The sequence below is a fragment of the Serratia sp. JUb9 genome, from assembly GCF_014298095.1.
In the GTDB taxonomy this organism is placed as follows: domain Bacteria; phylum Pseudomonadota; class Gammaproteobacteria; order Enterobacterales; family Enterobacteriaceae; genus Serratia_B; species Serratia_B rhizosphaerae.
Genome location: NZ_CP060416.1, coordinates 1,143,356 through 1,170,056 on the forward strand (window position 1 = coordinate 1,143,356; position 26,701 = coordinate 1,170,056).

Consider the following 26,701-nt stretch of genomic DNA (forward strand, 5'->3'; position numbering starts at 1 on the left):
TAACGATGAGCAGTCGTTCGATGCTGATTTTTGCCGCGATCAGCGGTTTTGTATTTGTTGCTTTGGGGGCATTTGGCGCGCACGTGCTGAGCGGTACGCTGGGCGCCAATGAAATGGCGTGGATCCGCACCGGGCTGGATTATCAAGGGGTGCATACCCTGGCGGTGCTGGCACTGGCGGTAGCGATGCAACGCCGCGTCAGTCTGTGGTTTTACTGGAGCGGAGCGCTGCTGGCGCTCGGCACCGTGTTGTTTAGCGGCAGCCTGTATTGTTTGGCGCTGTCGCACCTGAAGGTCTGGGTCTATATCACGCCGGTAGGCGGCGTGTGTTTCCTGATCGGTTGGGCATTGATGTTGATTGGCGCTTTGCGTCTGAGGAAAAAGGCCGAGCGCCATGAATAAAGTTGCATTGTACTGCCGCCCCGGCTTTGAAAAAGAGTGCGCGGCGGAAATTACGGATAAAGCCTCTCAGTTGGAGATTTTCGGCTTTGCCCGGGTAAAAGAAAACAGCGGCTATGTGCTGTTTGAGTGCTATCAGCCGGACGATGCTGACCGGCTGGCGAAAGAAATTCCCTTCCGCGAGCTGATTTTTGCCCGCCAGCTGATTGTCGTCGGTGAGCTGCTGCGCGATCTGCCGCCGGAAGACCGCGTTTCGCCGATTGTCGGTATGCTGATCGGCGTGGTCGATCGCGGCGGCGAGCTGCGGGTAGAAGTGGCGGACACCAACGAAAGCAAAGAATTGATGAAGTTCTGCCGCAAGCTGACGGTGCCGCTGCGCGCCGCGATGCGTGAGCAGAAGGTGCTGATGGCGCGTGAAAACCCGACGCGGCCGGTGGTGCACGTGTTCTTTATCGCGCCGGGATGCTGCTATGTCGGCTATTCATACAGCAACAATAACTCGCCGTTCTATATGGGCATCCCGCGGCTGAAATTCCCGGCCGATGCGCCAAGCCGTTCAACGTTGAAGCTGGAAGAAGCGTTCCACGTGTTTATTCCCGCCGATGAGTGGGACGAACGTCTGGGCAGCGGCATGCACGCCGTGGATCTTGGGGCCTGCCCTGGCGGCTGGACCTATCAGTTGGTGAAGCGCAGCATGATGGTGCATGCGGTGGATAACGGCCCGATGGCGCCAAGCCTGATGGATACCGGTCAGGTTACCCATCATCGCGCCGACGGTTTTAAATTTGAGCCGAACAGCAGCAAAATCTACTGGCTGGTGTGCGATATGGTGGAGAAGCCGGCTAAGGTCACCAGCCTGATGATTCAGTGGCTGGTCAAAGGCTGGTGCCGTGAGGCGATCTTCAACCTGAAGCTGCCGATGAAGAAGCGTTACGAAGAGGTCTCGCAGAATCTGCAGAGCATCCGGGAGGCGTTGGGTGCGGCAGGCATCAGCGCGGATGTGCATGCCAAGCAGCTGTATCATGACCGTGAAGAGGTGACGGTGCACGTACGCCGCATGTGGTCCGCCGTGCCGGGCCGCCGCGACGAACGGGACTGATATGACAGGGCGCTGCTTGCAGCGCCCTTAGTTTATCGGCAGTCGCAGCTGTTGCAGGTTGCCGTCCAGCGTCAGATCGGTACGCAGCGTGGCGATCTGTTTGCTGACGTAGGCCATCTCGCGGTGCTGTTCCAGTTTTTTGCGCCACTTCTCCGGCACCGTATCCAACTGCTGATACAGCGTATCCAGATCCGCCGCCTGCTGCAGAAGCTGCACGGCGGTCTTCGGCCCGACGCCGGCAACCCCGGGGATTTTACTGCTGCTGATACCGGCCAGCCCCCAGTAATCCGGCAGCTGCTGCGGCGCTACGCCGAACTCTTTCTGCACGAAAGGCAGATCCAGCCAGCGTTTTTGGAAGTAATCGCGGATTTGCACCTGGGGCGCCAGCAGCTGGCAGTAGCCCTTATCGGTCGACACGATGGTAACCTGGTGGCCACCGCCGGATACCTTGGCGGCCAGCGTTGCAGCCAGGTCGTCCGCTTCGTTGCCGGGGGAGTGCCAGCAGGCGACGCCGAGACTGGCAAACGCCTCGCGCAGCTGCGGCATTTCCTGCTGTAGAGTGTCCGGCATGGGCGAACGGCCGGCCTTATAGTCCGGCAGCAACTGGTGACGCCAGCTGTCGCCCCGGTCGTCTTCGTCAAAGACCGCGACCGCGTGGGTTGGCTTGCTGTGCTGAATCAGCTGCGTCAGCGCATGACGGCAGGCATCGACGCACGGAGAACCTTGTACGGCGTGGATACGGCGAATCAGGTTCAGGGCATCGACGATCAGTAGATGTATGGCCATAGTGGTTTAGCTAGCAAAAAGGCAGGGCGGCTGGGCGCCGCCCCACGGTTGGTCAGGTAATGATTTCATAGCAGGGCACGTAGGCGCTGCCCGGCAGCTTCATGCGGTGCTGGGCGACGAAGCCCTGCAGCAGCTGATCCATCTGCTTCATCATTTGCGGGTCGCCATGCAGTTTGTACGGGCCGAACTGCTCAATGGCGTGAATGCCGTTCTCTTTCACGTTGCCGGCGACGATGCCGGAGAACGCGCGGCGCAGCGCGGCGGCCAGTTCTTCCGGCGGCTGCTGCGGCGACAGGTTGAGGTTGGCCATATTCTCATGGGTCGGCTCAAACGGCAGCTGCAGGTCCGGAGCGATGCGCATCGACCAGTTGAAGCTGTAGGCGTCACCGGTATTGCGGCGGTTTTCTTTCACCAGCGGCATCGCCTTCTTCATCTGGCGCGCCACTTCGGCCGGGTCGTCGATGATAATGGTGTAATGGCGGCGCGCCGCGTCGCCGAGGGTATTCATGATGAACTCATCCAGCACCCGGAAGTAGTCGGCGCTCTCTTTTGGCCCGGTGAGGATCAGCGGCAGCACCTGCTCGCTGTTTTCCGGATTCATCAGGATGCCCAGCAGGTACAGCAGCTCTTCCGCTGTGCCCACGCCGCCCGGGAAAATAATGATGCCGTGGGCGATGCGCACGAAGGCTTCCAGACGTTTTTCGATATCCGGCATGATCACCAGTTCGTTGACCAATGGGTTAGGCGGCTCGGCGGCGATGATGGATGGCTCGGTCATGCCGATAAACCGGCTGTTGCGATAGCGCTGCTGAGCATGGCCGACCGCTGCGCCTTTCATTGGCGCCTCCATGGCGCCCGGGCCGCAGCCGGTGCAGATGTTCAGTTCGCGCAGGCCCAGCTCGCTGCCGACTTTACGCGCGTACAGGTATTCGTTCTGATTGATCGAGTGACCGCCCCAGCACACCACCATATTGGGATCTTCATCCAGATGCAGCGTGCGCGCATTTCGCAGAATCGAGAACACCAGGTTGGTGATATGGACGGAGTTTTCCAGATTCAGGTGCTGGAAGCGCCCGGCGCTGGCGATTTGCCCGTGCACGAACAGAATATCGCGCAGCACCGCGAACAGGTTGGCCTGCAGGGAACGGATAATGCGCCCATCGACAAAGGCGTCTTCCGGCGGGTTGACCAGCTCGAGTTTTACGCCGCGCTCACGGCGCAGTACATTGATATCAAACGTTTCATAGCGTGACAGCAGCTGTTTGCTGTTGTCGGTCTGGCTGCCGGAGTTCAGCACCGCCAGTGAACAGTTGCGGAATAAACGATACAGGTCGCTGCTGGCGGTACGCTTCAGCATGTCTACTTCCAACTGCGACAGCAAATCCATTGAGCCAAGCGGGCTGATATGTGTAATCAAGGTAACTCCTTTGCACCTTTGCACCCATGGCGGGGCGGTGGCAATCCATACGGCAGGACCGCCTGTCATTATGACGACCCCGCTTGTGCACGCTGCGGTTAATAACGCCTATCTGCTCTGCGGCACCCGCTATGCGTGAGGGCGCCGAGAATTAACCTTACCGCCGTCCCCTGATTTTTACCAATGCAAACCTGCTATTAGCTCAGTTGTTGAGCAACTCCTCGCATTTATTGGCGCGCCAGACGGCCGTGCGCCGGCGCAAAGGCGACGTTGCTGCGCCACGGGTTGATGTCCAGGCCGCCGCGGCGAGTATAGCGCGCATAGACCGAGAGGCGTTCAGGCTGACAAAAACGCATGATATCGTTGAAAATGCGCTCCACGCACTGTTCATGAAATTCATTATGATGGCGGAAAGAGACTAAATAGCGCAGCAACGCCTCGCGGTTAATCTGCGCGCCGCGGTAGGCGATTTGCACCGAGCCCCAGTCGGGCTGATTGGTGATCAGGCAGTTGGACTTCAGCAGATGGCTGACCAGCGTTTCTTCCACCACGGGGCTGCCCGCTGCCGCATCCTGCAGATAGTCGGCGCTGAACTGATAGTCATCGATGCTGATGTCCTGCTGGTCCAGGCATTCCCCCTGCAGCTGCGCAATAGGACGCCCTTCAATTTCATCCAGGCGGAACAGTTTCACTTCCACCTCTCCCTGCGCGCAGGCCGCCAGATCGCGCAACAGCGTGCAGCGCACCGCTTCCCAGTTCTCAAAACGGGTCTGGTTGAAGCTGTTCAGGTAGAGTTTGAAGCTTTTCGATTCGATCAAATTCAGGCTGAAGGCATTGAGGCTGATTTCTCCCACCGCCACCTGCGGCAGACCTTTAGCGTTGAGCCAGGAGAGCTCGTACAGCGTCCAGATATCCGCGCCGTGGAACGGCAGGCTATCGGGGTAAAGGCCCAACGGCTCGCGGTTCATGCTGCGCGGCACCGGCTGCAGCAGCGTGGCGTCGTACTGGTCGTGGTAAGCGGTGGGTTTACCGAGCGTCAGCCCTGATAATGCCTGATGATTTTGATAGGAGGACATCTGCTGTCACCTTACTCCGGTTAGTGCTGAAAAATGGCATTGCAGACGCGGCAACGTGCTTAACGCCGGCGTCGCTGCAAGCAAGTATGCAAGGTTATGGGTACAATGGCCGTCAGTTTACCGTATGCGAGAGAAAATATGGACCATGATGTGACTCACGCCTTGCGTGAATTTACCCAGCGCTATGTGGCGCTCTGGCAGCAGCAGCGTGGCCATGCGCCGGCCAGCCGCGAATTGTACGGCGTGCCTTCACCGTGCGTGGTAGAAAATCGCGACGATGAGGTGCTGTGGCTGCCGCAGCCGTTTACGCCTGCGGCAACGCTGGAAAAGGTAGAAACTGCGCTGGAGCTGCGGCTGCAGCCGGATATTCACACCTTTTATACGCAGCAATATGCCGGGGATATGAGCGCGCAGTTCGGCGAGCATCGTCTTAGCCTGCTGCAGGTGTGGAGCGCGGATGATTTTATCCGCCTGCAGGAAAACCTGATCGGTCATCTGGTGACGCAGAAACGTCTGAAGCTTTCGCCGACGCTGTTCCTGGCGACCACGGAATCAGAGATGGAGATGGTGTCACTGTGCAACATCAGCGGCAATGTGGTGCTGGAACAGTTTGGCAGCGATCGGCGTACGCTGTTGGCTGCTACGTTGGGCAACTTCCTTGATGCGCTGCGCCCGTTAGCTGGTGATTGAGCTAAAACCCAAAATGCTTGTGAGATATCTCGCACAAACCTTGTGCGAGATCGCTTTTAATTTATAGACGCCTAATGGCAAAAATTGATTTATTGCTAGATATATCAGTTGGTTAACGTATCGCTAAAAACTATCGTGTAACGCCTTTTTGTACTTTTGTCTCACAATCCCTTGTGGCGAGAAAGGAATTAAGCGATCTTATACATGCCGGACGGAAGGCGGCTGGAGCTGGAAGCATCGGGATGATGCAGACTTCTGGATGAAGAAGCGGATGCGCCCAGTGGCGGGATGGCGTCAGGGCGATGCTCAGGATATTTCAGGAAAGAAATCAGGGACACCTCCAGGATGGAGATTGAGAGCCGGTACGGGATGGCTGGTGGGTCAGGGAGACCGAGGACCGCGTCAGGATGATGCTAGTTAAAGGATAAGGCATGGACGTTGGGTCAGGATGGCCGCAGGAAAAGTTTTCAGGGATTGAGCAGGGAGCATTCCGTGTAGCGGGAAAGCTATAAAACGAACCGGGGGCACTGTTCATACAGTGCCCCCAACTTTTTGCCTGCCTTGCGCATTTAGCCGATCGCTCCCAGCGTATCCCCTTGGCCCTGTTTTTTCGGCAGCAGGAACAGCGTGGCGTAGATATCCAGCAGATAAATGGCGGCCAACAGGCTGATGGCCGCGGTGAAGGATACCTGCGTCACCAGTGCGCCAATGACCAGCGGCCCCAACCCGCCAACGCCGCGTCCCAGATTAAACAGAATATTTTGCGCCGTAGCCCGAGCCTGCGTTGGGTAGGTGTCTGAAATCAGTGCGCCGTAACCGCCAATCATGCCATTGACGAACAACCCCATCACCGCGCCGGCCAGCAGCATCCAGGTCGGGTCGCTGAGTTGTGCGTAGCACACCACCATCACCACCGCACCCAACTGATAAGCGATGAAAATCTTCCAGCGTGCAAAGCGGTCGGCCAACATGCCGAACAGCCAGATGCCCAAGGTCATGCCGACGACCGTCACCGCAGTCCAGATGCCGGATTTGGTCAGGGAAAAGCCAAAGTTGGTCGCCAGATAGGTGGGCATCCAGATCATCAGCCCGTAGTAACCAAAATTTTGCACCGAACAAAGAATAAAAATGCCGATGCTGGCGCGTCCGGTCGCGCGGTCCTTGAACAGCAGACCGAGACGCTGGCGGAAGGATAAAACCGGCGCCGTGCTTTTTTGCCGCTCGAATCCTTCTGGCTCTCCCAGCGTGCGGCGGATCAGGAAGGAGGCCAGGGCCGGCACCAGGCCGACCAGAAACATGCCGCGCCAGCCGATATGCGTCAGCAGCAGCGGCGTCAGAAACGCTGCAGCCAGCACGCCAAGCTGCCAGCCCATGCCCACGTAGGCGGAGGCGCGGTTGCGCTTTTCCGCCGGCCAGGCTTCGGCGATCAGCGCCATACCGATGCCGAACTCGCCGCCCAGCCCGATACCTGCCAGCGTGCGGTAAGCCAGCAGATCCCAATAGCCGACCGCCAGCGCACACAGGCCGGTAAACAGTGAAAACATCAAAATAGTGACGGTAAGGATGCGGATCCGGCCGAAGCGGTCACTGAGGTGGCCGAAAATTATGCCGCCCAATACCGCGCCGATCAGCGTCCAGGTGACCAGCGAGCCGGATTCGGCAGAGGTGAGGTGTAGTTCGGCGGCGATAACCGGCAGCATAAAGCCCAGAATAAGCAGGTCAAAACCATCCATGGCATAGCCGGTCACCGAGGCCAGCATGGCTTTACCGGGCGTTGCGTGTTGTTTTACTGCTGATGTTGCGGTCATGTGTATCATCTTATTTATTGGTTTACTTAATGGATATTGTGCCGCGCGCGCAGTTCAGCCACCAGCGTAAAATCTGTCTTGCCGACGGAATTTGGGCTATAACCGGTTAAATGCTATGCTCTGCCGCCTTTCAGCCTGCGCGCTGAGTTTTATCGCTTCGAACGATCGGAAATGCAGATGAATATACATAATCAGGTTCGCCTTTACTTGCAGACTATCGAACAATCCATGCGCGATCTGGCGCTGTGGCAGGCTACGCCGCCGGCGCCTGAGGCGTTTAACAGCAGCGAACCGTTTTGCATTGACAGCATGCAGGCGGAGGAGTGGCTGCAGTGGGTGATGCTGCCGCGCATGTATGCCCTGCTGGACGCCAATGCGCCGTTGCCGACGCGCTTTGCCATCACGCCCTATTTTGAGGAGGCGCTGAAAGACAAAGAGCCTGGCTGTCTGCCGTTGTTGGTGGTGCTGCAGCGCCTGGATGACTTACTGAATCAAGAGCCGCAGTAATGCTGGAGATTCTTTATCAGGATGAGCATCTGGTGGCGGTGAACAAGCCCGCCGGCTGGCTGGTGCATCGCAGCTGGCTGGACCGCCATGAAAGCGTGTTTGTGATGCAGACGGTGCGCGATCAGATCGGCCAGCACGTTTTTACCGTTCACCGGCTTGACCGGCCGACGTCCGGCATATTGTTGATGGCGCTGTCCAGCGAGGTTGCTCATCTGTTGTCGCAGCAGTTTGAACAGCATCAGGTAGAGAAAACTTACCATGCGGTGGTGCGCGGCTTTGTCAATGAAGCCGCGACGCTCGACTATCCGCTGACGCAGGAGCGGGACAAGATCGCCGATAAGTTTTCTGATGCGGATAAAGCGCCGCAACCGGCACTGACCCACTATCGGCCGTTGGCGCAGGTGGAAATGCCGGTGGCGATCGGGCGCTATGACAGCGCGCGCTACAGCCTGATGGAGCTGCAGCCGGAAACCGGCCGCAAGCATCAGTTACGGCGCCATATGACGCATTTGCGCCACCCGATCATCGGCGACAGCAAACACGGCGATCTGCGGCAAAACCGCGGCATGGCGCAGCATTTTTCCTGTCCGCGCCTGATGCTGCACGCCAGCTACCTGCGGCTTAATCACCCGGTGAGCGGACAGCCGCTGCAGATTTCCGCCCGTTGGGATCAGGCCTGGCAGGGCGTAATGTCACAGTTTGGCTGGCTGGATGTTCTCCCTGAGCTCGTCAGGGTTGAGTTTCCGGCGGCTTACGGTCAAGCTAGCTGAGAATTTTTTCAGAGCATTAAGGGAGTTGTAAGCATGGCTCAGGTCGGTATTTTCGTCGGCACGGTATACGGTAATGCGTTGTTGGTGGCGGAAGAAGCGGAAACCATCCTTATCGAGCAGGGGCACGAGGTCAAACTGTTCGAAGAGGGGACGCTGGAAGAGTGGCAGGCCTATCATCAGCATTATGCGCTGGTGGTGACCTCGACCACCGGGCAGGGAGATTTGCCGGACAGCATCGCGCCGCTGTTCGTGGCGATTCGCGATCGGGTCGGTTATCAGCCGGAGCTGCGCTACGGAGTGATTGCGCTGGGCGACAGCAGCTATGACAATTTCTGCGGCGCCGGCCGAGTGTTTGATGCATTGCTGCAGGAGCAGGGGGCGACGCGCGTAGGGGAAGTGCTGGAAATTGATGCCATGGAACAGCCTGAACCCGAAGTGGTTTCCTGCCCGTGGGTAGAAAAATGGGCGGCATTGCTGAAGTAAACCCTGAAGGGCGCGGTGACCGCGCCCTGATGATTATTTGCCGCGGGTCAGCTTTTCCAGGTCGGCTTCAATCTCGGCAATCTTGTGCGACACCACGCCTTCCAGATGGCGCAGGTCTTCGAGGATCTTGCGTTTCAAATCGACTTCCGCCTGATCGCGCTGACACAGCTGATCCAGCTCATCGATCACATAGCGCAGGTTGGGGTTTATCTCGTGGATCTCTTTATAACCCTGACCGGCGTTGTCGGCCACCACGGTTTTACGCTGACGTGGATATTTGAATTTCACGCTTTTGGCGAAGAACTCGCCTTTATCCTTGCGGAAATAGATCTTGAGGATGTCGTTATTGGCCTCTTGCCGCAGGCTATAACGATCGATATCTTCCGGTTGATTAATGCCCAAGCTTTTCAAATTATCGTACATACGTCGCCCCTAGTAATAAGTGTTATTCCACGTTAGTGAGGATGCCCGCGTTGCTTAAGATAAAAAAATAGCGGGTGAATCACCCGCTATTCAGCTTAGTCGATGGTGCGCAATAACTCATTAATGCCGACTTTTCCGCGCGTCTTGGCGTCCACTTTTTTGACGATCACCGCACAGTACAGGCTGTAGGAACCATCTTTGGACGGCAGGTTGCCGGATACCACGACGGAACCCGCTGGGACGCGACCGTAGTGGATTTCGCCGGTTTCACGGTCGTAAATACGGGTGCTCTGGCCGAGGTAAACGCCCATGGAGATCACCGAGCCTTCTTCCACGATCACCCCTTCAACCACTTCGGAACGTGCGCCGATAAAGCAGTTGTCTTCGATGATGGTCGGGTTGGCCTGCAGCGGCTCCAGCACGCCGCCGATACCGACGCCGCCGGACAGGTGAACATTTTTACCGATCTGCGCGCAGGAACCGACGGTGGCCCAGGTATCGACCATGGTGCCTTCGTCAACATAGGCGCCGATATTGACGTAGGATGGCATCAGCACGGTGTTGCGTGCGATAAACGCGCCCTGGCGCACGGTGGCCGGTGGTACGACGCGGAAACCTTCTTTCTGGAAGCGCGCTTCGTCGTAGTCGGCGAATTTCATCGGCACTTTGTCGTAATAGCGGGTTTCAGCCCCGTCCATCACCTTGTTGTCGTTGATGCGGAAAGAGAGCAGCACGGCTTTTTTCAGCCACTGATGGGTTACCCACTGGCCGTCAATCTTTTCGGCGACGCGCAGGGCGCCGCTGTCCAGCAGGGCGATGGCCTGGTTTACCGCTTCGCGCGTTACGGTGTCTACGCTCGTCGGGGTAATGTCCGCACGACGTTCAAAGGCGCTCTCGATAACGTTCTGTAATTGCTGCATTCTGTTCTCGTCCTGATAATGTTTAGCTAAAGGTTACTGGTTTACCCAAAAGATTTCGAGTGGCGGCGAGGCGGCAACCGCACGAGTTCCCCGGAGCTTACGTCGGTAAGTGACTGGGGTGAGTAAGGGCAGCCAACAACGCTGCCGCTTGAAAGATGAAGGGTATATCACATTTTATCGTTTGGATTGAGGGCCTCTGTCAACCGTTGTTCCAACTTTCTGCGCGTTTGGGCGTTTAAAGCACGCCGATCGCCGTCGGCCAGAATAAATAAATCCTCAACCCGCTCGCCGATAGTGGAAATGCGCGCGCCGTGCAGGGAAAGCCCCATATCGGCAAACACTTCACCGACGCGCGCCAGCAGGCCGGGCTGATCCAGCGCGGTCAGCTCAAGGTAACTGCGCCGGTCGGTGTGGGTCGGTAGAAAGCTGGCCTCCGTCGGCACGCTGAAGTGGCGCAGTTTGGACGATGGCCGGCGCACCCGCGGCGGCTGATAGTCGCGTTGGGTGATTGCCTGCAGCAGCGCCTGACGAATGGCGTTGTGGCGATCCTGCGCCAGCGGGCTGCCGTCTGGTTCCAGAACGATAAAGGTGTCCATCGCCATTCCGTCGCGGTTGGTGAAAATCTGCGCGTCGTGTACACTCAGGTTGCGGCGGTCCATCTCTCCGGCGACGGCGGCGAACAGGTAGGGACGATCCGGGCTCCAGATAAAGATTTCGGTGCCGCCGCGCGTCGCCTGCCGGCTGACCAGCACCAGCGGTTTGGTGGAGTCGTGGGCCAGCAGGTGGCGTGCATGCCAGGCCAGCTGATTGGGCGAATGACGCAGGAAATAGTCGGCGCGGCAGCGGCTCCAGATGCGGTGCAGCGCCTCTTCGTCGATATTGTCCATGCGCAGCAGCGCCAGCGCCTGCAGGCGGTGGTGGCGTACGCGTTCGCGCAGGTCCGGGCTGTTTTGCATGCCGCGGCGCAGCTGCTTTTCCGTGGCGAAATAGAGTTCGCGCAACAGGCTCTGTTTCCAGCTGTTCCACAGCGTTTCGTTGGTGGCGCAGATATCCGCCACCGTCAGGCAGACCAGATAGCGCAGCCGTGTTTCGCTCTGTACTTCGGCGCTGAACTGCTGGATCACCGTCGGGTCCTGAATGTCGCGCCGCTGGGCGGTGACCGACATCAACAGGTGACAGCGCACCAGCCAGGCGACCAGCTGGGTTTCCCGCGAGTTGAGGCCGTGCAGCGCGGCGAACTCCACCACGTCTTCCGCCCCCAGAATAGAGTGATCGCCGCCGCGTCCTTTGGCAATATCGTGAAACAGCGCGGCGATCAGCAGCAGCTCCGGGTGGGGCAGGCGCGGATACAGCTCGACGCACAGCGGGTGGCGCGGCCGGGTTTCTTCATCGGCGAAGCTTTCCAGCTTTTGCAGCACGCGAATCGTGTGTTCATCTACGGTGTAGGCGTGGAACAGGTCAAACTGCATCTGGCCGACGATTTTTCCCCACTGCGGCATATAGGCCCACAGCACGCTGTGGCGGTGCATCGGCAGCAGGGCGCGCGCCACCGCGCCGGGATGGCGCAGAATCGCCATAAACAGCTCGCGGGCTTCGGGAATGGTGCACAGCGGCTGCTTCAGATGGCGACGCGCATGACGCAGCTGGCGCACGGTGGTGGAGTAGATGCCGCGGATATCGCGGTTACGCACCATCAGATAGAACATGCGCATGATGGCTTCCGGCTGGCGTTCAAACAGCGTCTCGTCGCGCAGATCGATCAGATCGCCGCGCAGCTGGAAATCATCGTTCAGCGGGCGCGGTTTTTCCGTGGCGTCCAGCGCCAGAATTGCTTCATCAAACAGCTGCAGCAGCATGTTGTTCAGTTCGCTGACGCGGCGCGTCACGCGGTAGAAGTCTTTCATCATGCGCTCGACCGGCTCATTGCCTTCGCCTTGGTAGCGCAGCCGCTGCGCTACGCTGAGCTGGCGGTCGAACAGCAGCCGGTTATCATAACGCGATAGCTCCAGATGCAGCGCGAAACGGATACGCCACAGCAGGCTCTGACATTCGTTCAGCTCGTTGCGTTCCGCCTGTGTCAGAAAGCCGAAACCGACCATTTCATCCAGCGAGGTGGCGCCGAAGTGGCGCCGCGCCACCCATAACAGGGTATGGATATCGCGCAGGCCGCCGGGGCTGCTTTTGATGTCCGGCTCCAGGTTGTAGCTGGTGCCGTGGTAGCGCTGGTGACGCTCCTGCTGCTCCTCTATTTTTGCGTGGAAAAAGTCGGGCGAGGGCCAGAAGCCGTCGCTGAAAATGTGTTTTTGCATCTGCAGGAACAGCGCCACGTCGCCGCAGATCATCCGCGATTCGATCAGGTTGGTGGCCACGGTCAGATCGGCCAGCCCTTCCAGTAGGCACTCTTCCAGCGTGCGCACGCTGTGGCCGACCTCCAGTTTCAGATCCCACAGCAGGGTGATGAATTCGCCGACGCGCGCCGCCTGCGGCTCGCTCAACCGCTGCTGGCTGAGCACCAGCACGTCGATGTCCGACAGCGGATGCAGCTCGTCGCGGCCGTAGCCGCCCACCGCGACCAGCGCGGTTTCGGCAACCTGCTCAAAGCCGTAAAAACGCCACAGGCGGCGCAGCAGGCGGTCGACGAACTCACTGCGCGCCGCTACCAGGCTTTCGGCGCTGGCTCCGGCGTCAAAGGATGTCGCCAGCCAGTGCTGAAACTGCTCCAGTCGCTGTTTCAGCGTGCCGCAGTCCAGCTCATCATCGCCATAGGTATGGGGCGAGGCTGGCGGCGTCAGTGGCGCGACGACCGGCGGGGCGGATGCACGAAAATCTTCAGACATGGGATGGCCTATAAAAATAAAAAAGGCCGGCAAAAGCCGGCCTGTGTTATGCGTTTAGCGTACGGCGTTGCCGCCGCGCTTACATGTCATGCGTAATGATGTTGGGGATGGTGTCATCCTTGCGCAACGTCATTATCTCGCAGCCGTTTTCAGTCACCACAATAGTATGCTCATACTGTGCCGACAAGCTGCGATCTTTGGTTTTTACCGTCCAGCCGTCTTTCATGGTGCGGATGCGGTAGTCGCCGGCGTTGACCATCGGCTCGATGGTGAAGGCCATGCCCGCCTGCAGCACCACGCCGCCGTCGTCGGCGTCGTAATGCAGCACCTGCGGCTCTTCGTGGAACACTTCGCCGATGCCGTGTCCGCAGTATTCACGCACCACGGAGAACTTCTCGGCCTCTACGAACTGCTGAATGGCTTTGCCCAGCGTGCGCAGGCGGATGCCCGGCTTGACCATTTTCAGCGCCAGGTACAGGCTTTCCTGCGTGATGCGGCACAGGCGCTCGCCCAGAATCGTCGGTTTGCCCACCAGGAACATCTTGGAGGTGTCGCCGTGCCAGCCGTCTTTGATAACGGTGACGTCGATATTGACGATATCGCCGTCTTTCAGCACTTTGTCATCGCTCGGGATGCCGTGGCACACCACTTCATTCACCGAGATACAGACGGATTTCGGGAAGCCGTGGTAGCCCAGGCAGGCGGAGATCGCCTGCTGCTTTTCCGTGATGTATTCGTGACAGATACGGTCCAGTTCACCGGTGGTGACGCCGGGTTTGACGTAAGGCTCGATGATTTCCAGCACTTCGGCGGCCAGGCGGCCGGCTACGCGCATTTTTTGGATGTCATCAGCGTTTTTGATTGAGATGGCCATGAAATTCGTCCGAAGGTGTCGTGCTTGCCGACAATATTAAGAATATAGAAGCAGTTTGCTATGGTATCAGCCCGCCGGAGGGCTGCCAAATTTGATTTGCGCGCGCGGGCGGCGTTCAGGGGTTATACTGCAACAAAAGTTGGAGTCGGCGACGGGTTTATGGTATAAAGCGCGCCGGCGATCCGCGACTTCCGTCCAAAAGACGGTGGCCGGTGAGGCTGAAACTACTTAACTGCACTCGATTTGTGTAAATAACACACACGTATCGGCACATGCGCCGGGGTGCCTCAGGTGAGAACTTCGCTCTGGGGTCGGCGTTATGGGATACGTGGAGGCATAACCCCAATTTAATCTATAGAGGTTTAATCATGGCAACTGTTTCCATGCGCGACATGCTCCAGGCCGGTGTACACTTCGGTCACCAGACCCGTTACTGGAACCCGAAAATGAAGCCATTCATCTTCGGCGCTCGTAACAAGGTTCACATCATCAACCTGGAAAAAACCGTACCAATGTTCAACGACGCTCTGGCTGAGCTGAGCAAGATCTCCGCCCGTAAAGGCAAGATCCTGTTTGTTGGTACCAAGCGCGCAGCAAGCGAAGCGGTAAAAGAAGCTGCCAACAACTGCGACCAGTTCTTCGTGAACCATCGCTGGTTGGGCGGTATGCTGACTAACTGGAAAACCGTTCGTCAGTCCATCAAACGTTTGAAAGATCTGGAAACCCAGTCTCAAGACGGCACCTTCGACAAGCTGACCAAAAAAGAAGCGCTGATGCGTACCCGTGAACTGCAGAAGTTGGAAAACTCTCTGGGCGGTATCAAGGATATGGGCGGTCTGCCAGACGCTCTGTTCGTTATCGATGCCGATCACGAACACATCGCGATCAAAGAAGCCAACAACCTGGGTATCCCGGTATTCTCTATCGTTGATACCAACTCCGATCCAGACGGCGTTGACTTCATCATCCCTGGTAACGACGACGCAATCCGTGCAGTAAACCTGTACCTGACCGCCGTTGCTGCCGCAGTACGCGAAGGTCGCTCTCAAGATCTGGCCGTTCAGGCGGAAGAAGGCTTGGTAGAAGCTGAATAATAAGGCAAGCTCGAACTCGAGCCCTTATTAACCAGGTATTGACATATGTTGGTTAGGGGGGCCTTAAAGGCCCCCTTTGCTTATCTGAATGAGAACCCTGTCCGATAGGTTCCGCGTTGTTGCCCGGCGCGACGGCGCGAAAGGTATCGGGTAAATCTCCGAGTGAGATAACCGAGGAATTAAAAAATGGCTGATATTACCGCTGCCCTGGTAAAAGAACTGCGTGAGCGTACTGGCGCTGGCATGATGGATTGCAAAAAGGCGCTGGTTGAATCCAACGGCGACATCGAGCTGGCAATCGAAAACATGCGTAAGTCTGGTGCGATCAAAGCAGCGAAAAAAGCAGGCAACGTAGCTGCTGACGGCGTGATCAAAACCAAAATCGAAGGCAACTACGGCGTGATCCTGGAAGTTAACTGCCAGACTGACTTCGTGGCTAAAGACGCTGGTTTCCAGGCATTCGCTGACAAAGTGCTGGACGCGGCCGTTGCCGGTAAAGTAACTGACATCGAAGTACTGAAAGCACAGTTCGAAGAAGAGCGCGTTGCTCTGGTGGCGAAAATTGGTGAAAACATCAACATTCGTCGCGTAGCCGTACTGGAAGGCGACGTGCTGGGCAGCTACCTGCACGGCGCACGTATCGGCGTTCTGGTTTCCGCTAAAGGCGCTGACGAAGAGCTGGTTAAGCAGATCGCAATGCACGTTGCGGCCAGCAAACCTGAGTTCGTGAAGCCTGAAGACGTTTCTGCCGAAGTGGTGGAAAAAGAGTATCAGGTTCAGCTGGACATCGCTATGCAGTCCGGCAAGCCGAAAGAAATCGCAGAGAAAATGGTTGAAGGCCGCATGAAGAAATTCACCGGCGAAGTTTCTCTGACCGGTCAGCCTTTCGTTATCGAGCCAAGCAAATCCGTTGGTCAGGTGCTGAAAGAGCACAACGCTGACGTTGTTAACTTCATCCGCTTCGAAGTGGGCGAAGGCATCGAGAAAGTTGAAGCTGACTTTGCTGCTGAAGTTGCAGCAATGAGCAAGCAGTCTTAATGACTGTTAATGGAACCGCCGTCTGGCGGTTCCATTTTATATCCGCCGTATTTCAGGCAGCGGGTAGGGTGCCTTTTTCCTGCAACCTGAATTATTTAGGATATATCTTTATCCGGATCCAGCCAGATTTACTCCGATGGCGAGCCCTGCCGGGTTATACTCTGCGCAGGCGCATTTCATCGGCTAAAACCCCCAATACTATTACTGCTGCTTAGGACAGAATAACCATGGCAACCAATGCAAAACCCGTATATCAGCGTATCCTGCTCAAACTGAGCGGCGAAGCCCTGCAAGGCGCAGAAGGTTTTGGTATCGACGCGAGCGTTTTGGATCGCATGGCTCAGGAAGTGAAAGAGCTGGTCGAGCTGGGCATTCAGGTCGGTGTAGTTATTGGCGGTGGCAACCTGTTCCGCGGCGCGGGCCTGGCGCAAGCCGGGATGAACCGCGTAGTGGGCGACCACATGGGAATGCTGGCTACCGTGATGAACGGCCTGGCTATGCGTGATGCACTGCACCGTGCCTATGTGAACGCCCGCCTGATGTCGGCTATCCCGCTGAATGGCGTGTGTGATAACTACAGCTGGGCAGAGGCCATCAGCCTGCTGCGTAACAACCGCGTAGTGATTTTCTCCGCCGGTACCGGCAACCCGTTCTTTACCACCGACTCTGCCGCCTGCCTGCGTGGGATCGAAATTGAAGCAGACGTGGTATTGAAAGCCACCAAAGTGGATGGTGTATACTCCGCCGATCCGGTGAAAAACCCGGATGCGACGCTGTACGAACAGTTAACCTATCAGGACGTGCTGGAACGTGAACTGAAAGTCATGGATCTGGCCGCGTTTACGCTGGCGCGCGATCACAGCCTGCCGATCCGCGTGTTCAATATGAACAAGCCGGGTGCGCTGCGTCGCGTCGTGATGGGTGAGAACGAAGGTACATTGATCAGCAAGTAATTGCTGCTCGATACTGATTGAGCGGGGCGGGTGGCGACGTGCGCGCCTGTCCCCAGCAAGTAAAATTCACGGGCTATAATAAGCCTGCCAAGTAACCCGTTTCCAAAGGTTCGCAACGTGATTAATGACATCAGAAAAGATGCTGACGCACGCATGGAAAAAAGCGTCGAAGCATTCAAAAACCAAATCAGCAAAATCCGCACCGGCCGCGCGTCGCCAAGCATTCTTGACGGCATCATGGTGGAATACTACGGCGCCGCGACGCCGCTGCGCCAACTGGCCAGCATCACGGTGGAAGATTCCCGTACGCTGAAAATCAACGTGTTCGATCGTTCCCTGAGCCAGGCGGTGGAAAAAGCCATCATGACCTCCGATCTGGGTCTGAACCCGTCTTCCGCCGGTTCTGATATCCGCGTGCCGCTGCCTGCGCTGACCGAAGAGCGTCGTAAAGATCTGATTAAGATCGTGCGTGGTGAAGCAGAGCAGGGCCGTGTGTCCGTGCGTAACGTGCGTCGCGATGCCAACGATAAGGTCAAGGCGTTGCTGAAAGACAAGGAAATCAGCGAAGATGAAGAACGTCGTGCGCAAGACGACATTCAGAAAATGACCGATGCTTACATCAAGCTGGTAGACACCGCTCTGGCGGAGAAAGAAAAAGAGCTGATGGAATTCTAATCGGCTTTGCGCTGAACAAAGCGTCGCTTAGGCGGCGCTTTATTTTTTGCAGCGCAGATCTCGTTTTATCGTACTGAAAGATCGTGGACATCCGGTGCGCAAGGTTTCACACTGGAGCCCCATCGATCTTATCAGACAGTTACTCAGAGTGAACTCATGAAGCAACTGACTATTCTTGGCTCCACCGGCTCCGTCGGCACCAGCACGCTGGCCGTCGTACGGGAGAATCCTGAACGTTTCGTCGTGAAGGCGCTGGTCGCCGGCCGTAATGCAACGGTGATGGCGCAGCAGTGCCTGGAGTTCCGCCCGACCTATGCGGCGATGGCGGACGAAGCCTCGGCGGCGCAACTGCGCACGCTGCTGGCGGAGCAGGGCGTGACGACCGAAGTGATGGCGGGTGAACAGGCCGCCTGCGAGCTGGCGGCGCTGGACGACGTCGATCAGGTGACTGCGGCCATCGTCGGCGCCGCCGGTTTGCTGCCAACGCTGTCGGCAATCCGCGCTGGCAAGCAGGTGCTGCTGGCGAATAAAGAGTCGCTGGTGACCTGCGGCCGTCTGTTTATGGATGCGGTGCGGCAGAGTCAGGCGCAGCTTTTACCGCTCGATAGCGAGCATAACGCGATTTTTCAGAGTTTACCTGAGAGCATTCAGCGCCAGTTGGGATACTCTTCACTGGAAGATCATGGTGTTTCGCGCATTGTGCTGACCGGTTCCGGCGGCCCGTTCCGTACCACGCCGCTGGAGCAGTTTGCCGCGATGACGCCGGATCAGGCGTGTGCCCATCCCAACTGGTCGATGGGGCGCAAGATCTCGGTGGATTCCGCCACCATGATGAATAAAGGTCTGGAATATATTGAGGCCCGCTGGCTGTTTAATGCCTCGGCCGAACAAATGGAAGTGATTCTGCACCCGCAGTCGGTCATTCACTCGATGGTGCGCTATGTCGACGGCAGCGTACTGGCGCAGTTGGGCACGCCGGATATGCGTACGCCGATCGCCCACGCGATGGCCTATCCGCAGCGCGTGAATTCCGGCGTTGCCGCGCTGGACTTTTGCCGCATCGGCGCGTTGACCTTCTCCGAGCCTGAGCGTGAACGTTATCCCTGCCTGCATCTGGCCATTGCGGCCTTTGATGCGGGGCAGGCGGCGACCACCGCGCTCAATGCCGCCAACGAAGTGGCGGTGGCCGCTTTCCTGCAGGCGCAGATTCGCTTCACCGATATCGCGGCGGTGAACCAAAAAGTTGTCGAACGGCTGTCTTTGCAGGAACCGACCTGCGTTGACGCGGTCTTAGATATCGATCGCCAGGCGCGTGTTGCTGCCGCTGAAATTGTGAAGGCGCAGCGCGCCTGAGCCCGTGATATTGTCTGATTTTGTTCGTAAATTGCGCGCGCCGCTCTGGGCCTGTTTGTTCAGGCTTCGCTGAGGTGATATAGTCTGCGCCACCTGTCAGCGGTTATACCGTTGAATAATGGCCTGATTGGTATGCCGAATACCTCTTCGTCCCAGACGACGTCTGGGCTATCAGGACGTGCAGACGAAAAAGCCGTGTCGGGCACACGGCTTTTTTTGCGCGCAAGGGCCTGAAGTTCCGGAAAGGCTGTTGTGTTTCTATCGAGGAAATAAGTACGAGTTATGTCGTCCGCAAATCAACAAGAAGCTAATCCGTCCATTTCAGGGCCACGTCACGTTGCCATCATTATGGACGGTAACGGACGTTGGGCTAAACGTCAGGGCAAGTTACGTGTCTTCGGTCATAAAGCAGGGGTGAAATCGGTGCGCCGAGCCGTCAGCTTTGCCGCCAGCCATCATTTGGATGCGCTCACGCTTTATGCCTTCAGCAGTGAGAACTGGAATCGTCCGGCGCAGGAGGTCTCCGCATTGATGGAGCTTTTTGTGCGCGCCCTGGACAGTGAAGTGAAAAGCCTGCACAAACATAACGTCAGATTGCGCGTGATTGGCGATGTCAGCCGATTCAGCGCACGTTTGCAGGAGCGTATTCGTCGCTCCGAGCAACTGACTGAAAATAACGATGGCCTGACGCTCAACATTGCCGCCAACTACGGCGGTCGTTGGGATATCATGCAGGGAGTAAAGACTTTGGCCGAAAAAGTGCAGGAAGGTTTACTGCGCCCGGACCAAATCAGCGAAGAGTTGCTGAGCGAACAGGTTTGCATGAGCGATCTGGCGCCGGTGGATCTGGTGATCCGTACCGGCGGTGAACACCGCATCAGCAACTTCTTACTGTGGCAGATCGCTTATGCCGAACTTTACTTTACTGATGTACTCTGGCCTGATTTTGATGAACTTGTCTTTGAAGGTGCGCTGAATGCATTTGCACAACGTGAGCGCCGCTTCGGGGGAACAACACCTATCGGCGCTAATGCGTCCTAGGGGGAACTTTTGCTGAAGTATCGCCTCATAACTGCTCTGATTTTAATACCGATCGTTATTGCAGCGCTGTTTTTGCTGCCTCCGGTGGGATTTGCCCTGGTAACGCTGGTAGTGTGCATGTTAGCTGCGTGGGAGTGGGGCCAGTTGGCCGGGTTTGCCTCCCGTTCTCAACGTATCTGGTTGGCGATACTCTGCGGCTTTTTACTGGCGCTGATGATGCTGAGCGTACCGGCCTATCATCAGTCCGTTCACCTGCTGCAGGTTGGCGGGCCGCTGTGGATGTCGCTCGGATGGTGGCTGGCTGCGTTGCTGCTGGTGCTGTTTTATCCGGGCTCCGCAGGGCTGTGGCGTAATTCACGCCCGCTGCGGCTGGTATTCGGTATCCTGACTATCGTGCCGTTCTTTTGGGGCATGCTGGCGCTGCGTCAGTTCGGCTATGAGCAAAACCATTTTACCGGTGCCTGGTGGCTGCTGTATGTGATGCTGCTGGTATGGGGTGCGGATTCCGGCGCCTACGTCTTCGGCAAACTGTTCGGCAAACACAAGCTGGCACCGAAGGTTTCGCCGGGTAAAACCTGGGAAGGTCTGATCGGCGGTCTGGTGACCTCGGCGCTGATTTCCTGGCTGTTTGGCCGCTATGCGCCGCTGAACGTGGTGCCGGCAACTCTGCTGGTTTGTTCGGTGACTGCCGCGCTGGCCTCGGTGCTGGGCGACCTCACCGAGAGCATGTTCAAACGGGAAGCGGGCATCAAGGACAGCGGCCATCTGATTCCGGGACATGGCGGGATACTGGATCGTATCGACAGCCTGACCGCCGCCGTGCCGGTATTTGCCTGTTTGATGCTGTTAGTGTTTTAATCCGTCCGTGACGGGGAGTGTAGGGATGATGTTCAGCGTGCTCTGGAACCTGGTAGCGTTTATTATTGCACTCGGTATATTGATTACCGTGCATGAGTTCGGGCACTTTTGGGTGGCCCGTCGCTGCGGCGTCCGCGTTGAACGCTTCTCCATCGGCTTTGGCCGCGCCCTGTGGCGGCGCACCGACCGTCACGGCACCGAATTCGTTATCGCGTTGATCCCGCTGGGCGGCTACGTCAAAATGCTGGATGAGCGCGTGGAGACGGTGGCGCCTGAGCGGCGTCACCAGGCCTTTAACAATAAAACCGTCTGGCAGCGCGCCGCCATTGTCAGCGCAGGGCCAATCGCGAACTTCCTGTTCGCCGTGGTTGCTTACTGGCTGGTGTTTATCATCGGCGTCCCTAGTTTTCGTCCGGTTATTGGCGAAATATCACCACAATCTATCGCCGCTCAGGCGCAAATTTCACCAGGAATGGAACTAAAGTCCGTTGGCGGTATCGAAACGCCTGATTGGGAAGCTGTTCGTCTGGCGCTGGTGACCAAGATTGGCGATGAGAAAACCGAAGTAGGGATTGCGCCTTTTGGCACATCGCAGGTGGTAAATAAAACCCTGGATTTACGCCAGTGGAATTTTGAGCCAGACAAGCAGGATCCGGTGGTTTCACTGGGGATTATTCCCCGCGGGCCGCAGATTGAATCGGTATTGGCACAGGTGCAATCCGGTTCGGCAGCGCAAAAAGCGGGTTTGCAAGCCGGGGACAGGATCGTTAAAGTCGATGGTCAGCCTTTAGGACGTTGGCAAACGTTGGTGAAGCGAATTCACGACGGCCCGGGGCAGCCGCTGGCTTTAGAGATTGAGCGAAACGGCGCGCCGTTGTCATTGACGCTGGTTCCGGATAGCAAGACGGCGGCAGGAAAGGACATCGGCTTTGCCGGTATTATTCCGAAAGTGTTGCCGCTGCCGGATGAGTACAAGACGATTCGTCAGTTTGGACCGTTCTCGGCGCTGTATCAGGCCGGGGACAAGACCTGGCAAATCATGCGCCTAACGGTCAGCATGCTGGGTAAATTAATAACCGGTGATGTGAAGCTGAACAACCTGAGCGGCCCGATTTCCATAGCACAGGGCGCCGGGGCTTCAGCCGGGGTCGGGTTTGTGTATTACCTGATGTTCCTGGCGTTGATTAGCGTCAACCTGGGGATCATCAACCTGTTCCCATTACCGGTGTTAGATGGTGGGCACCTCCTCTTCCTGGCGATAGAAAAGCTGAAGGGTGGCCCGGTTTCCGAGCGAGTACAGGACTACAGCTACCGCATAGGTTCGATTTTGCTGGTACTGTTAATGGGTCTTGCACTTTTCAATGATTTTTCTCGCCTGTAAGGGCGGGGATAGGTTAGGAAGAACGCATAACAACGATGGCGATGAAAAAGTTGCTCATAGCGTCGCTGCTGTTTGGCAGCGCCACCGTATACGGTGCAGACGGGTTCGTGGTGAAAGACATTCATTTCGAAGGCCTGCAGCGGGTCGCCGTCGGTGCGGCGTTACTCAACATGCCGGTTCGCGTAGGCGATACCGTCACTGACGATGACATCAGTAATACCATTCGTGCCTTGTTTGCCACCGGCAACTTCGAGGACGTGCGCGTACTGCGCGATGGTAATACGTTGATCGTGCAGGTTAAGGAACGTCCTACCATTGCCAGCATCACCTTCTCCGGCAACAAGTCGGTGAAAGATGACATGCTCAAGCAAAACCTGGAAGCCTCTGGCGTCCGGGTTGGCGAAGCGCTCGACCGCACCACGATTTCCAGTATTGAAAAAGGCCTGGAAGACTTCTACTACAGCGTTGGTAAGTACAGCGCCTCGGTGAAAGCCGTGGTGACGCCACTGCCGCGCAACCGTGTTGACCTGAAGCTGGTGTTCACGGAAGGGGTTTCCGCAAAAATTCAACAGATCAACATCGTCGGCAACCATGCCTTCACCAACGATGAACTGATTTCACGTTTCCAACTGCGTGATGAGGTGCCATGGTGGAACGTGGTCGGCGATCGCAAATACCAGAAGCAGAAACTGGCGGGCGATCTTGAAACCCTGCGCAGCTTCTATCTGGACCGCGGTTACGCGCGTTTCAACATTGATTCGACGCAGGTCAGCCTGACGCCGGACAAGAAAGGCATCTACATCACCATCAACATCACCGAAGGCGATCAGTACAAGCTTTCTGACGTGGTGGTGAACGGCAACCTGGCCGGCCATTCGGCCGAAGTCGCCCAGTTGACCAAGATTGAGCCGGGCGAACTGTACAACGGCAGCAAAGTGACCAAAATGGAAGATAACATCAAGAAGATGTTGGGCCGTTATGGTTACGCCTACCCGCGCGTACAGACTCAGCCGGAAATCAACGATGCGGATAAAACCGTCAAGCTGCACGTCAATATCGACGCGGGCAACCGCTTCTATGTGCGCCGCATCAAGTTCGAAGGTAACGACACCAGCAAAGATTCCGTACTGCGCCGTGAAATGCGTCAGATGGAAGGCTCATGGCTGGGCAATGACCAGGTTGAGCAGGGCAAAGAGCGTCTGAACCGTCTGGGCTACTTCGAAACCGTGGACGTTGAAACGCAACGCGTGCCGGGTACTGCCGATCAGGTTGACGTCACCTACAAGGTGAAAGAGCGCAACACCGGTACGTTCAACTTCGGCGTAGGTTACGGTACGGAAAGCGGCGTCAGCTTCCAGGTTGGCGTTCAGCAGGACAACTGGCTGGGCACCGGTTACTCGGTGGGCGTCAGCGGCACCAAGAACGACTATCAGACCTATGCGGAACTGTCCGCCACCAACCCATACTTCACCGTTGACGGTGTGAGCCTGGGCGGTCGTATCTTCTATAACGACTTTAAGGCCGACGACGCAGACCTGTCTGATTATACCAACAGCAGCTACGGCGTTGACGGTACGCTGGGTTTCCCAATCAACGAGAACAACTCGCTGCGCGCCGGCCTGGGCTATGTGCATAACAGCCTGTCCGACATGCAGCCGCAGATCGCCATGTGGCGTTATCTGAACTCGATGGGGCAGGATCCGAACACCATGGATCGCGCCAGCTATAAGGCGGATGACTTCACGCTGAACCTGGGCTGGACGTACAACAACCTTGACCGTGGTTATTTCCCGACCTCCGGTAACCGCACCACCCTGAATGGTAAAATCACCATTCCTGGCTCTGACAACGAATACTACAAACTGACGTTGGACAGCGTACAGTACGTGCCGATCAACGAAGATCGCACCTGGGTGCTGTTGGGCCGTGGCCGTCTGGGCTATGCCGACGGTCTGGGCGGTAAGGAAATGCCGTTCTATGAGAACTTCTATGCCGGCGGTTCCAGCTCCGTGCGTGGCTTCCAGTCCAATACCATTGGTCCGAAAGCGGTGTACTACAATTCCAACTCCTACAGCTGCAGCAACGGCACCAAGCTGTGCGGCTCTGACGATGCGGTCGGCGGCAACGCCATGGCGGTCGCCAGCATGGAGTTGATTACGCCTACGCCGTTTATCAGCGAAAAATACGCTAACTCGGTACGTACCTCGCTGTTCGTCGATGCGGGTACCGTGTGGGATACCAACTGGGAGAAGAACCAGACCGCTGGTTTCGATATTCCGGATTACAGCAAACCAGGCAACATTCGCGTGTCCGCCGGTATTGCGCTGCAGTGGATGTCGCCGCTGGGGCCGTTGGTGTTCTCTTACGCCAACCCGCTTAAGGATTACGAAGGCGATAAATCCGAGCAGTTCCAGTTTAATATTGGTAAGACCTGGTAACGGTTTTACCTCTGTGTAAAACGTTGCTAAGAATCGCAATAGCCAGACTGTCAAAGCGACAGAGGGAGAAAAGTCTCATTGTTTCGTGAGATAAGTCTGGCAGATTGTGTATTTCACGTGTCGAATGACACAAACGGTGATGGTAAGGAGTTTATAGTGAAAAAGTGGTTGTGTGCCGCAGGCCTCGGTTTAGCAATGGCTGCTTCAGCGAGTGTTCAGGCTGCTGACAGTATTGCTGTCGTTAACGTTTCCAGCATTTTCCAACAGTTGCCAGCACGCGAAACCGTGGCGAAACAACTGGAAAACGAATTCAAAGGCCGTGCAAGTGAACTCCAGAACATGGAACGCAGCCTGCAGACTAAAATGCAGCGACTGCAGCGTGACGGCTCTACGATGAAGGCGAGCGAACGCAGCAAGCTGGAAAAAGACGTGATGGCGCAGCGCGAGCAGTTCTCCAAGAAAGCTCAGTCTTTCGAGCAGGACAATCGCCGTCGTCAGATGGAAGAGCGTAACAAGATCCTGAGCCGTATTCAGGATGCAGTGAAAACTGTTGCCAGCAAAGAAGGTTATGACGTGGTGATCGACGCCAACGCCGTAGCTTACGCAGGTTCTTCCAAAGACATCACTGCTGACGTGCTGAAACAGGTTAAATAAAACATGCCTTCAATTCGACTGGCTGATTTAGCGCAGCAGTTGGATGCACAATTGCACGGTGATGGCGATCTCGTCATCACCGGCATTGCTTCTATGCATTCCGCACAAACTGGCCAAATTACGTTTTTGTCAAACAGCCGCTATCAACAGCAGCTGTCTTCCTGTCAGGCCAGCGCCGTGGTGCTGACTGAAGCAGATCTGCCACACTGCCGCAGCGCGGCGCTGGTGGTAAAGAATCCCTACCTGACCTATGCGCGCATGGCGCAACTGATGGACACCACGCCGGCACCGGCTCAGGATATCGCGCCAAGCGCGGTAATTTCTCCTGAAGCGCAGCTTGGGCAGAACGTGGCCGTCGGCGCGAATGCGGTTATTGAGTCAGGCGCGGTGCTCGGCGATAACGTGGTTATCGGCCCGGGCTGTTTTATCGGCAAGAATGCTCGCCTGGGCGCGGGTACGCGCTTATGGGCAAACGTCACCGTCTATCATGAGGTTGAAATTGGGCAACGCTGCCTGATTCAGTCGGGGACGGTGATTGGCGCAGACGGCTTCGGCTATGCCAACGAACGCGGAAACTGGGTGAAGATCCCCCAACTGGGCACGGTCATCATCGGCGATTGCGTCGAGATTGGCGCCTGCACCACCATTGACCGCGGTGCGCTGGATAACACTCTGATCGGAAATGGTGTTATCATCGACAACCAATGCCAAATTGCGCATAACGTGGTGATTGGCGAAAATACCGCCGTTGCCGGTGGCGTCATCATGGCTGGCAGTCTGAAAATAGGCCGCTATTGCCAGATCGGCGGCGCCAGCGTGATCAACGGTCACATGGAGATTGCCGACCAGGTGGTGGTCACGGGAATGGGAATGGTTATGCGACCAATCACCAAACCTGGGGTATACTCTTCGGGTATTCCGTTACAACCCAATAAAGCTTGGCGTAAAACCGCCGCGTTGGTGATGAATATCGATGAGATCAGCAAGCGTTTGAAAGCTGTCGAACGAAAAGTCGGTAAAGACGACGATTCCCAATAAGCTTGCCCGCTGCATCACGGCGTATTCAGTCCCAAAATGAAATACTGCAGGCAATATCGTGCACGTATAGGGAAACGAAGTGCAAAATAA

Annotated in this window: 25 protein-coding genes; 17 read left to right on the forward strand and 8 right to left on the reverse strand. The window is 56.8% G+C overall.

Annotation, left to right across the window (positions count from 1 at the left end):
* Positions 1-5 precede the first annotated feature (5 nt).
* Both HF675_RS05410 and rlmM read left to right on the forward strand, forming a co-directional pair.
* A complete protein-coding gene (locus HF675_RS05410; RefSeq protein WP_099050025.1) occupies positions 6-401 on the forward strand; it encodes a DUF423 domain-containing protein in 396 nt (131 codons plus the stop codon).
* Positions 394-1,497, forward strand: coding sequence for a 23S rRNA (cytidine(2498)-2'-O)-methyltransferase RlmM (gene rlmM / locus HF675_RS05415; protein ID WP_105232319.1), 1,104 nt, complete (start codon positions 394-396; stop codon positions 1,495-1,497). Before HF675_RS05410 ends, rlmM begins: the two co-directional genes overlap by 8 nt.
* A gap of 27 nt (positions 1,498-1,524) precedes the next feature.
* On the opposite strand, the gene xni is transcribed toward rlmM, so the two are convergent.
* The 3 genes from xni to queF all read right to left on the reverse strand — a co-directional run bounded on the left by xni (position 1,525) and on the right by queF (position 4,776).
* On the reverse strand, positions 1,525-2,283 hold the full coding sequence (xni, locus tag HF675_RS05420) for a flap endonuclease Xni (RefSeq protein WP_105232318.1): 759 nt from the start codon (positions 2,281-2,283) through the stop codon (positions 1,525-1,527).
* A 52-nt stretch (positions 2,284-2,335) separates the two neighbouring features.
* On the reverse strand, positions 2,336-3,700 hold the full coding sequence (gene ppnN, locus HF675_RS05425) for a nucleotide 5'-monophosphate nucleosidase PpnN (RefSeq protein WP_015673574.1): 1,365 nt from the start codon (positions 3,698-3,700) through the stop codon (positions 2,336-2,338).
* Between the two features lie 227 nt (positions 3,701-3,927).
* The gene (gene queF / locus HF675_RS05430; protein ID WP_105232317.1) at positions 3,928-4,776 is read right to left on the reverse strand and encodes an NADPH-dependent 7-cyano-7-deazaguanine reductase QueF; all 849 of its coding nucleotides are present in this window, start codon (positions 4,774-4,776) and stop codon (positions 3,928-3,930) included.
* A 138-nt stretch (positions 4,777-4,914) separates the two neighbouring features.
* On the opposite strand from queF, the gene syd reads away from it, so the two are divergent.
* Positions 4,915-5,466, forward strand: coding sequence for a SecY-interacting protein (gene syd, locus HF675_RS05435; RefSeq protein ID WP_187044214.1), 552 nt, complete (start codon positions 4,915-4,917; stop codon positions 5,464-5,466).
* Between the two features lie 569 nt (positions 5,467-6,035).
* On the opposite strand, the gene HF675_RS05440 is transcribed toward syd, so the two are convergent.
* Entirely contained in the window at positions 6,036-7,274 is a 1,239-nt protein-coding gene (locus tag HF675_RS05440; RefSeq protein ID WP_111736559.1) for an MFS transporter, read from the reverse strand.
* A 177-nt stretch (positions 7,275-7,451) separates the two neighbouring features.
* On the opposite strand from HF675_RS05440, the gene HF675_RS05445 reads away from it, so the two are divergent.
* Genes HF675_RS05445 through HF675_RS05455 form a run of 3 tightly spaced genes read left to right on the forward strand, consistent with a single transcriptional unit; the run spans position 7,452 to position 9,034 of the window.
* On the forward strand, positions 7,452-7,781 hold the full coding sequence (locus HF675_RS05445; RefSeq protein WP_172606260.1) for a YqcC family protein: 330 nt from the start codon (positions 7,452-7,454) through the stop codon (positions 7,779-7,781).
* Positions 7,781-8,551, forward strand: coding sequence for a tRNA pseudouridine(65) synthase TruC (gene truC / locus HF675_RS05450; RefSeq protein WP_187044215.1), 771 nt, complete (start codon positions 7,781-7,783; stop codon positions 8,549-8,551). The genes HF675_RS05445 and truC overlap by 1 nt, the downstream gene beginning before the upstream one ends.
* 33 nt (positions 8,552-8,584) lie before the next feature.
* Entirely contained in the window at positions 8,585-9,034 is a 450-nt protein-coding gene (locus tag HF675_RS05455) for a flavodoxin (protein WP_187044216.1), read from the forward strand.
* A 33-nt stretch (positions 9,035-9,067) separates the two neighbouring features.
* Here HF675_RS05455 and HF675_RS05460 read toward each other — a convergent pair whose 3' ends face one another.
* The 4 genes from HF675_RS05460 to map all read right to left on the reverse strand — a co-directional run bounded on the left by HF675_RS05460 (position 9,068) and on the right by map (position 14,088).
* Positions 9,068-9,457 (reverse strand): DUF3461 family protein, encoded by a 390-nt coding sequence (locus HF675_RS05460; RefSeq protein ID WP_105232311.1) that lies wholly within the window; start codon positions 9,455-9,457, stop codon positions 9,068-9,070.
* Positions 9,458-9,552: 95 nt separating this feature from the next.
* Complete coding sequence (dapD, locus tag HF675_RS05465; protein WP_105232310.1) at positions 9,553-10,377, reverse strand: 2,3,4,5-tetrahydropyridine-2,6-dicarboxylate N-succinyltransferase; 825 nt, start codon at positions 10,375-10,377, stop codon at positions 9,553-9,555.
* Positions 10,378-10,544: 167 nt separating this feature from the next.
* Positions 10,545-13,214: a bifunctional uridylyltransferase/uridylyl-removing protein GlnD gene (gene glnD, locus HF675_RS05470; protein WP_105233492.1), complete on the reverse strand. Its 2,670-nt coding sequence runs from the start codon at positions 13,212-13,214 to the stop codon at positions 10,545-10,547.
* Between the two features lie 79 nt (positions 13,215-13,293).
* Positions 13,294-14,088, reverse strand: coding sequence for a type I methionyl aminopeptidase (gene map, locus HF675_RS05475; protein ID WP_015673564.1), 795 nt, complete (start codon positions 14,086-14,088; stop codon positions 13,294-13,296).
* Positions 14,089-14,456: 368 nt separating this feature from the next.
* On the opposite strand from map, the gene rpsB reads away from it, so the two are divergent.
* The 11 genes from rpsB (at position 14,457) to lpxD (ending at position 26,611) form a co-directional block, all read left to right on the forward strand.
* Positions 14,457-15,182: a 30S ribosomal protein S2 gene (gene rpsB, locus HF675_RS05480; RefSeq protein WP_105232309.1), complete on the forward strand. Its 726-nt coding sequence runs from the start codon at positions 14,457-14,459 to the stop codon at positions 15,180-15,182.
* 186 nt (positions 15,183-15,368) lie between these two features.
* Positions 15,369-16,220: a translation elongation factor Ts gene (gene tsf / locus HF675_RS05485; RefSeq protein WP_105232308.1), complete on the forward strand. Its 852-nt coding sequence runs from the start codon at positions 15,369-15,371 to the stop codon at positions 16,218-16,220.
* A gap of 227 nt (positions 16,221-16,447) precedes the next feature.
* The gene (gene pyrH, locus HF675_RS05490) at positions 16,448-17,173 is read left to right on the forward strand and encodes a UMP kinase (RefSeq protein ID WP_105232307.1); all 726 of its coding nucleotides are present in this window, start codon (positions 16,448-16,450) and stop codon (positions 17,171-17,173) included.
* Positions 17,174-17,290: 117 nt separating this feature from the next.
* Positions 17,291-17,848: a ribosome recycling factor gene (gene frr / locus HF675_RS05495; protein WP_105232306.1), complete on the forward strand. Its 558-nt coding sequence runs from the start codon at positions 17,291-17,293 to the stop codon at positions 17,846-17,848.
* 156 nt (positions 17,849-18,004) lie between these two features.
* Complete coding sequence (gene ispC, locus HF675_RS05500) at positions 18,005-19,201, forward strand: 1-deoxy-D-xylulose-5-phosphate reductoisomerase (RefSeq protein WP_111736560.1); 1,197 nt, start codon at positions 18,005-18,007, stop codon at positions 19,199-19,201.
* Positions 19,202-19,483: 282 nt separating this feature from the next.
* Complete coding sequence (ispU, locus tag HF675_RS05505; RefSeq protein ID WP_054306199.1) at positions 19,484-20,242, forward strand: (2E,6E)-farnesyl-diphosphate-specific ditrans,polycis-undecaprenyl-diphosphate synthase; 759 nt, start codon at positions 19,484-19,486, stop codon at positions 20,240-20,242.
* Positions 20,243-20,251: 9 nt separating this feature from the next.
* Positions 20,252-21,100 (forward strand): phosphatidate cytidylyltransferase, encoded by an 849-nt coding sequence (gene cdsA, locus HF675_RS05510; protein WP_015673558.1) that lies wholly within the window; start codon positions 20,252-20,254, stop codon positions 21,098-21,100.
* Between the two features lie 28 nt (positions 21,101-21,128).
* A complete protein-coding gene (gene rseP, locus HF675_RS05515; protein WP_105233490.1) occupies positions 21,129-22,481 on the forward strand; it encodes a sigma E protease regulator RseP in 1,353 nt (450 codons plus the stop codon).
* A 35-nt stretch (positions 22,482-22,516) separates the two neighbouring features.
* The gene (bamA, locus tag HF675_RS05520) at positions 22,517-24,919 is read left to right on the forward strand and encodes an outer membrane protein assembly factor BamA (RefSeq protein WP_105232304.1); all 2,403 of its coding nucleotides are present in this window, start codon (positions 22,517-22,519) and stop codon (positions 24,917-24,919) included.
* Positions 24,920-25,075: 156 nt separating this feature from the next.
* Positions 25,076-25,573, forward strand: coding sequence for a molecular chaperone Skp (gene skp / locus HF675_RS05525; protein WP_105232303.1), 498 nt, complete (start codon positions 25,076-25,078; stop codon positions 25,571-25,573).
* Positions 25,574-25,576: 3 nt separating this feature from the next.
* Positions 25,577-26,611: a UDP-3-O-(3-hydroxymyristoyl)glucosamine N-acyltransferase gene (lpxD, locus tag HF675_RS05530; RefSeq protein WP_105232302.1), complete on the forward strand. Its 1,035-nt coding sequence runs from the start codon at positions 25,577-25,579 to the stop codon at positions 26,609-26,611.
* The last annotated feature ends 90 nt before the right edge of the window (positions 26,612-26,701 follow it).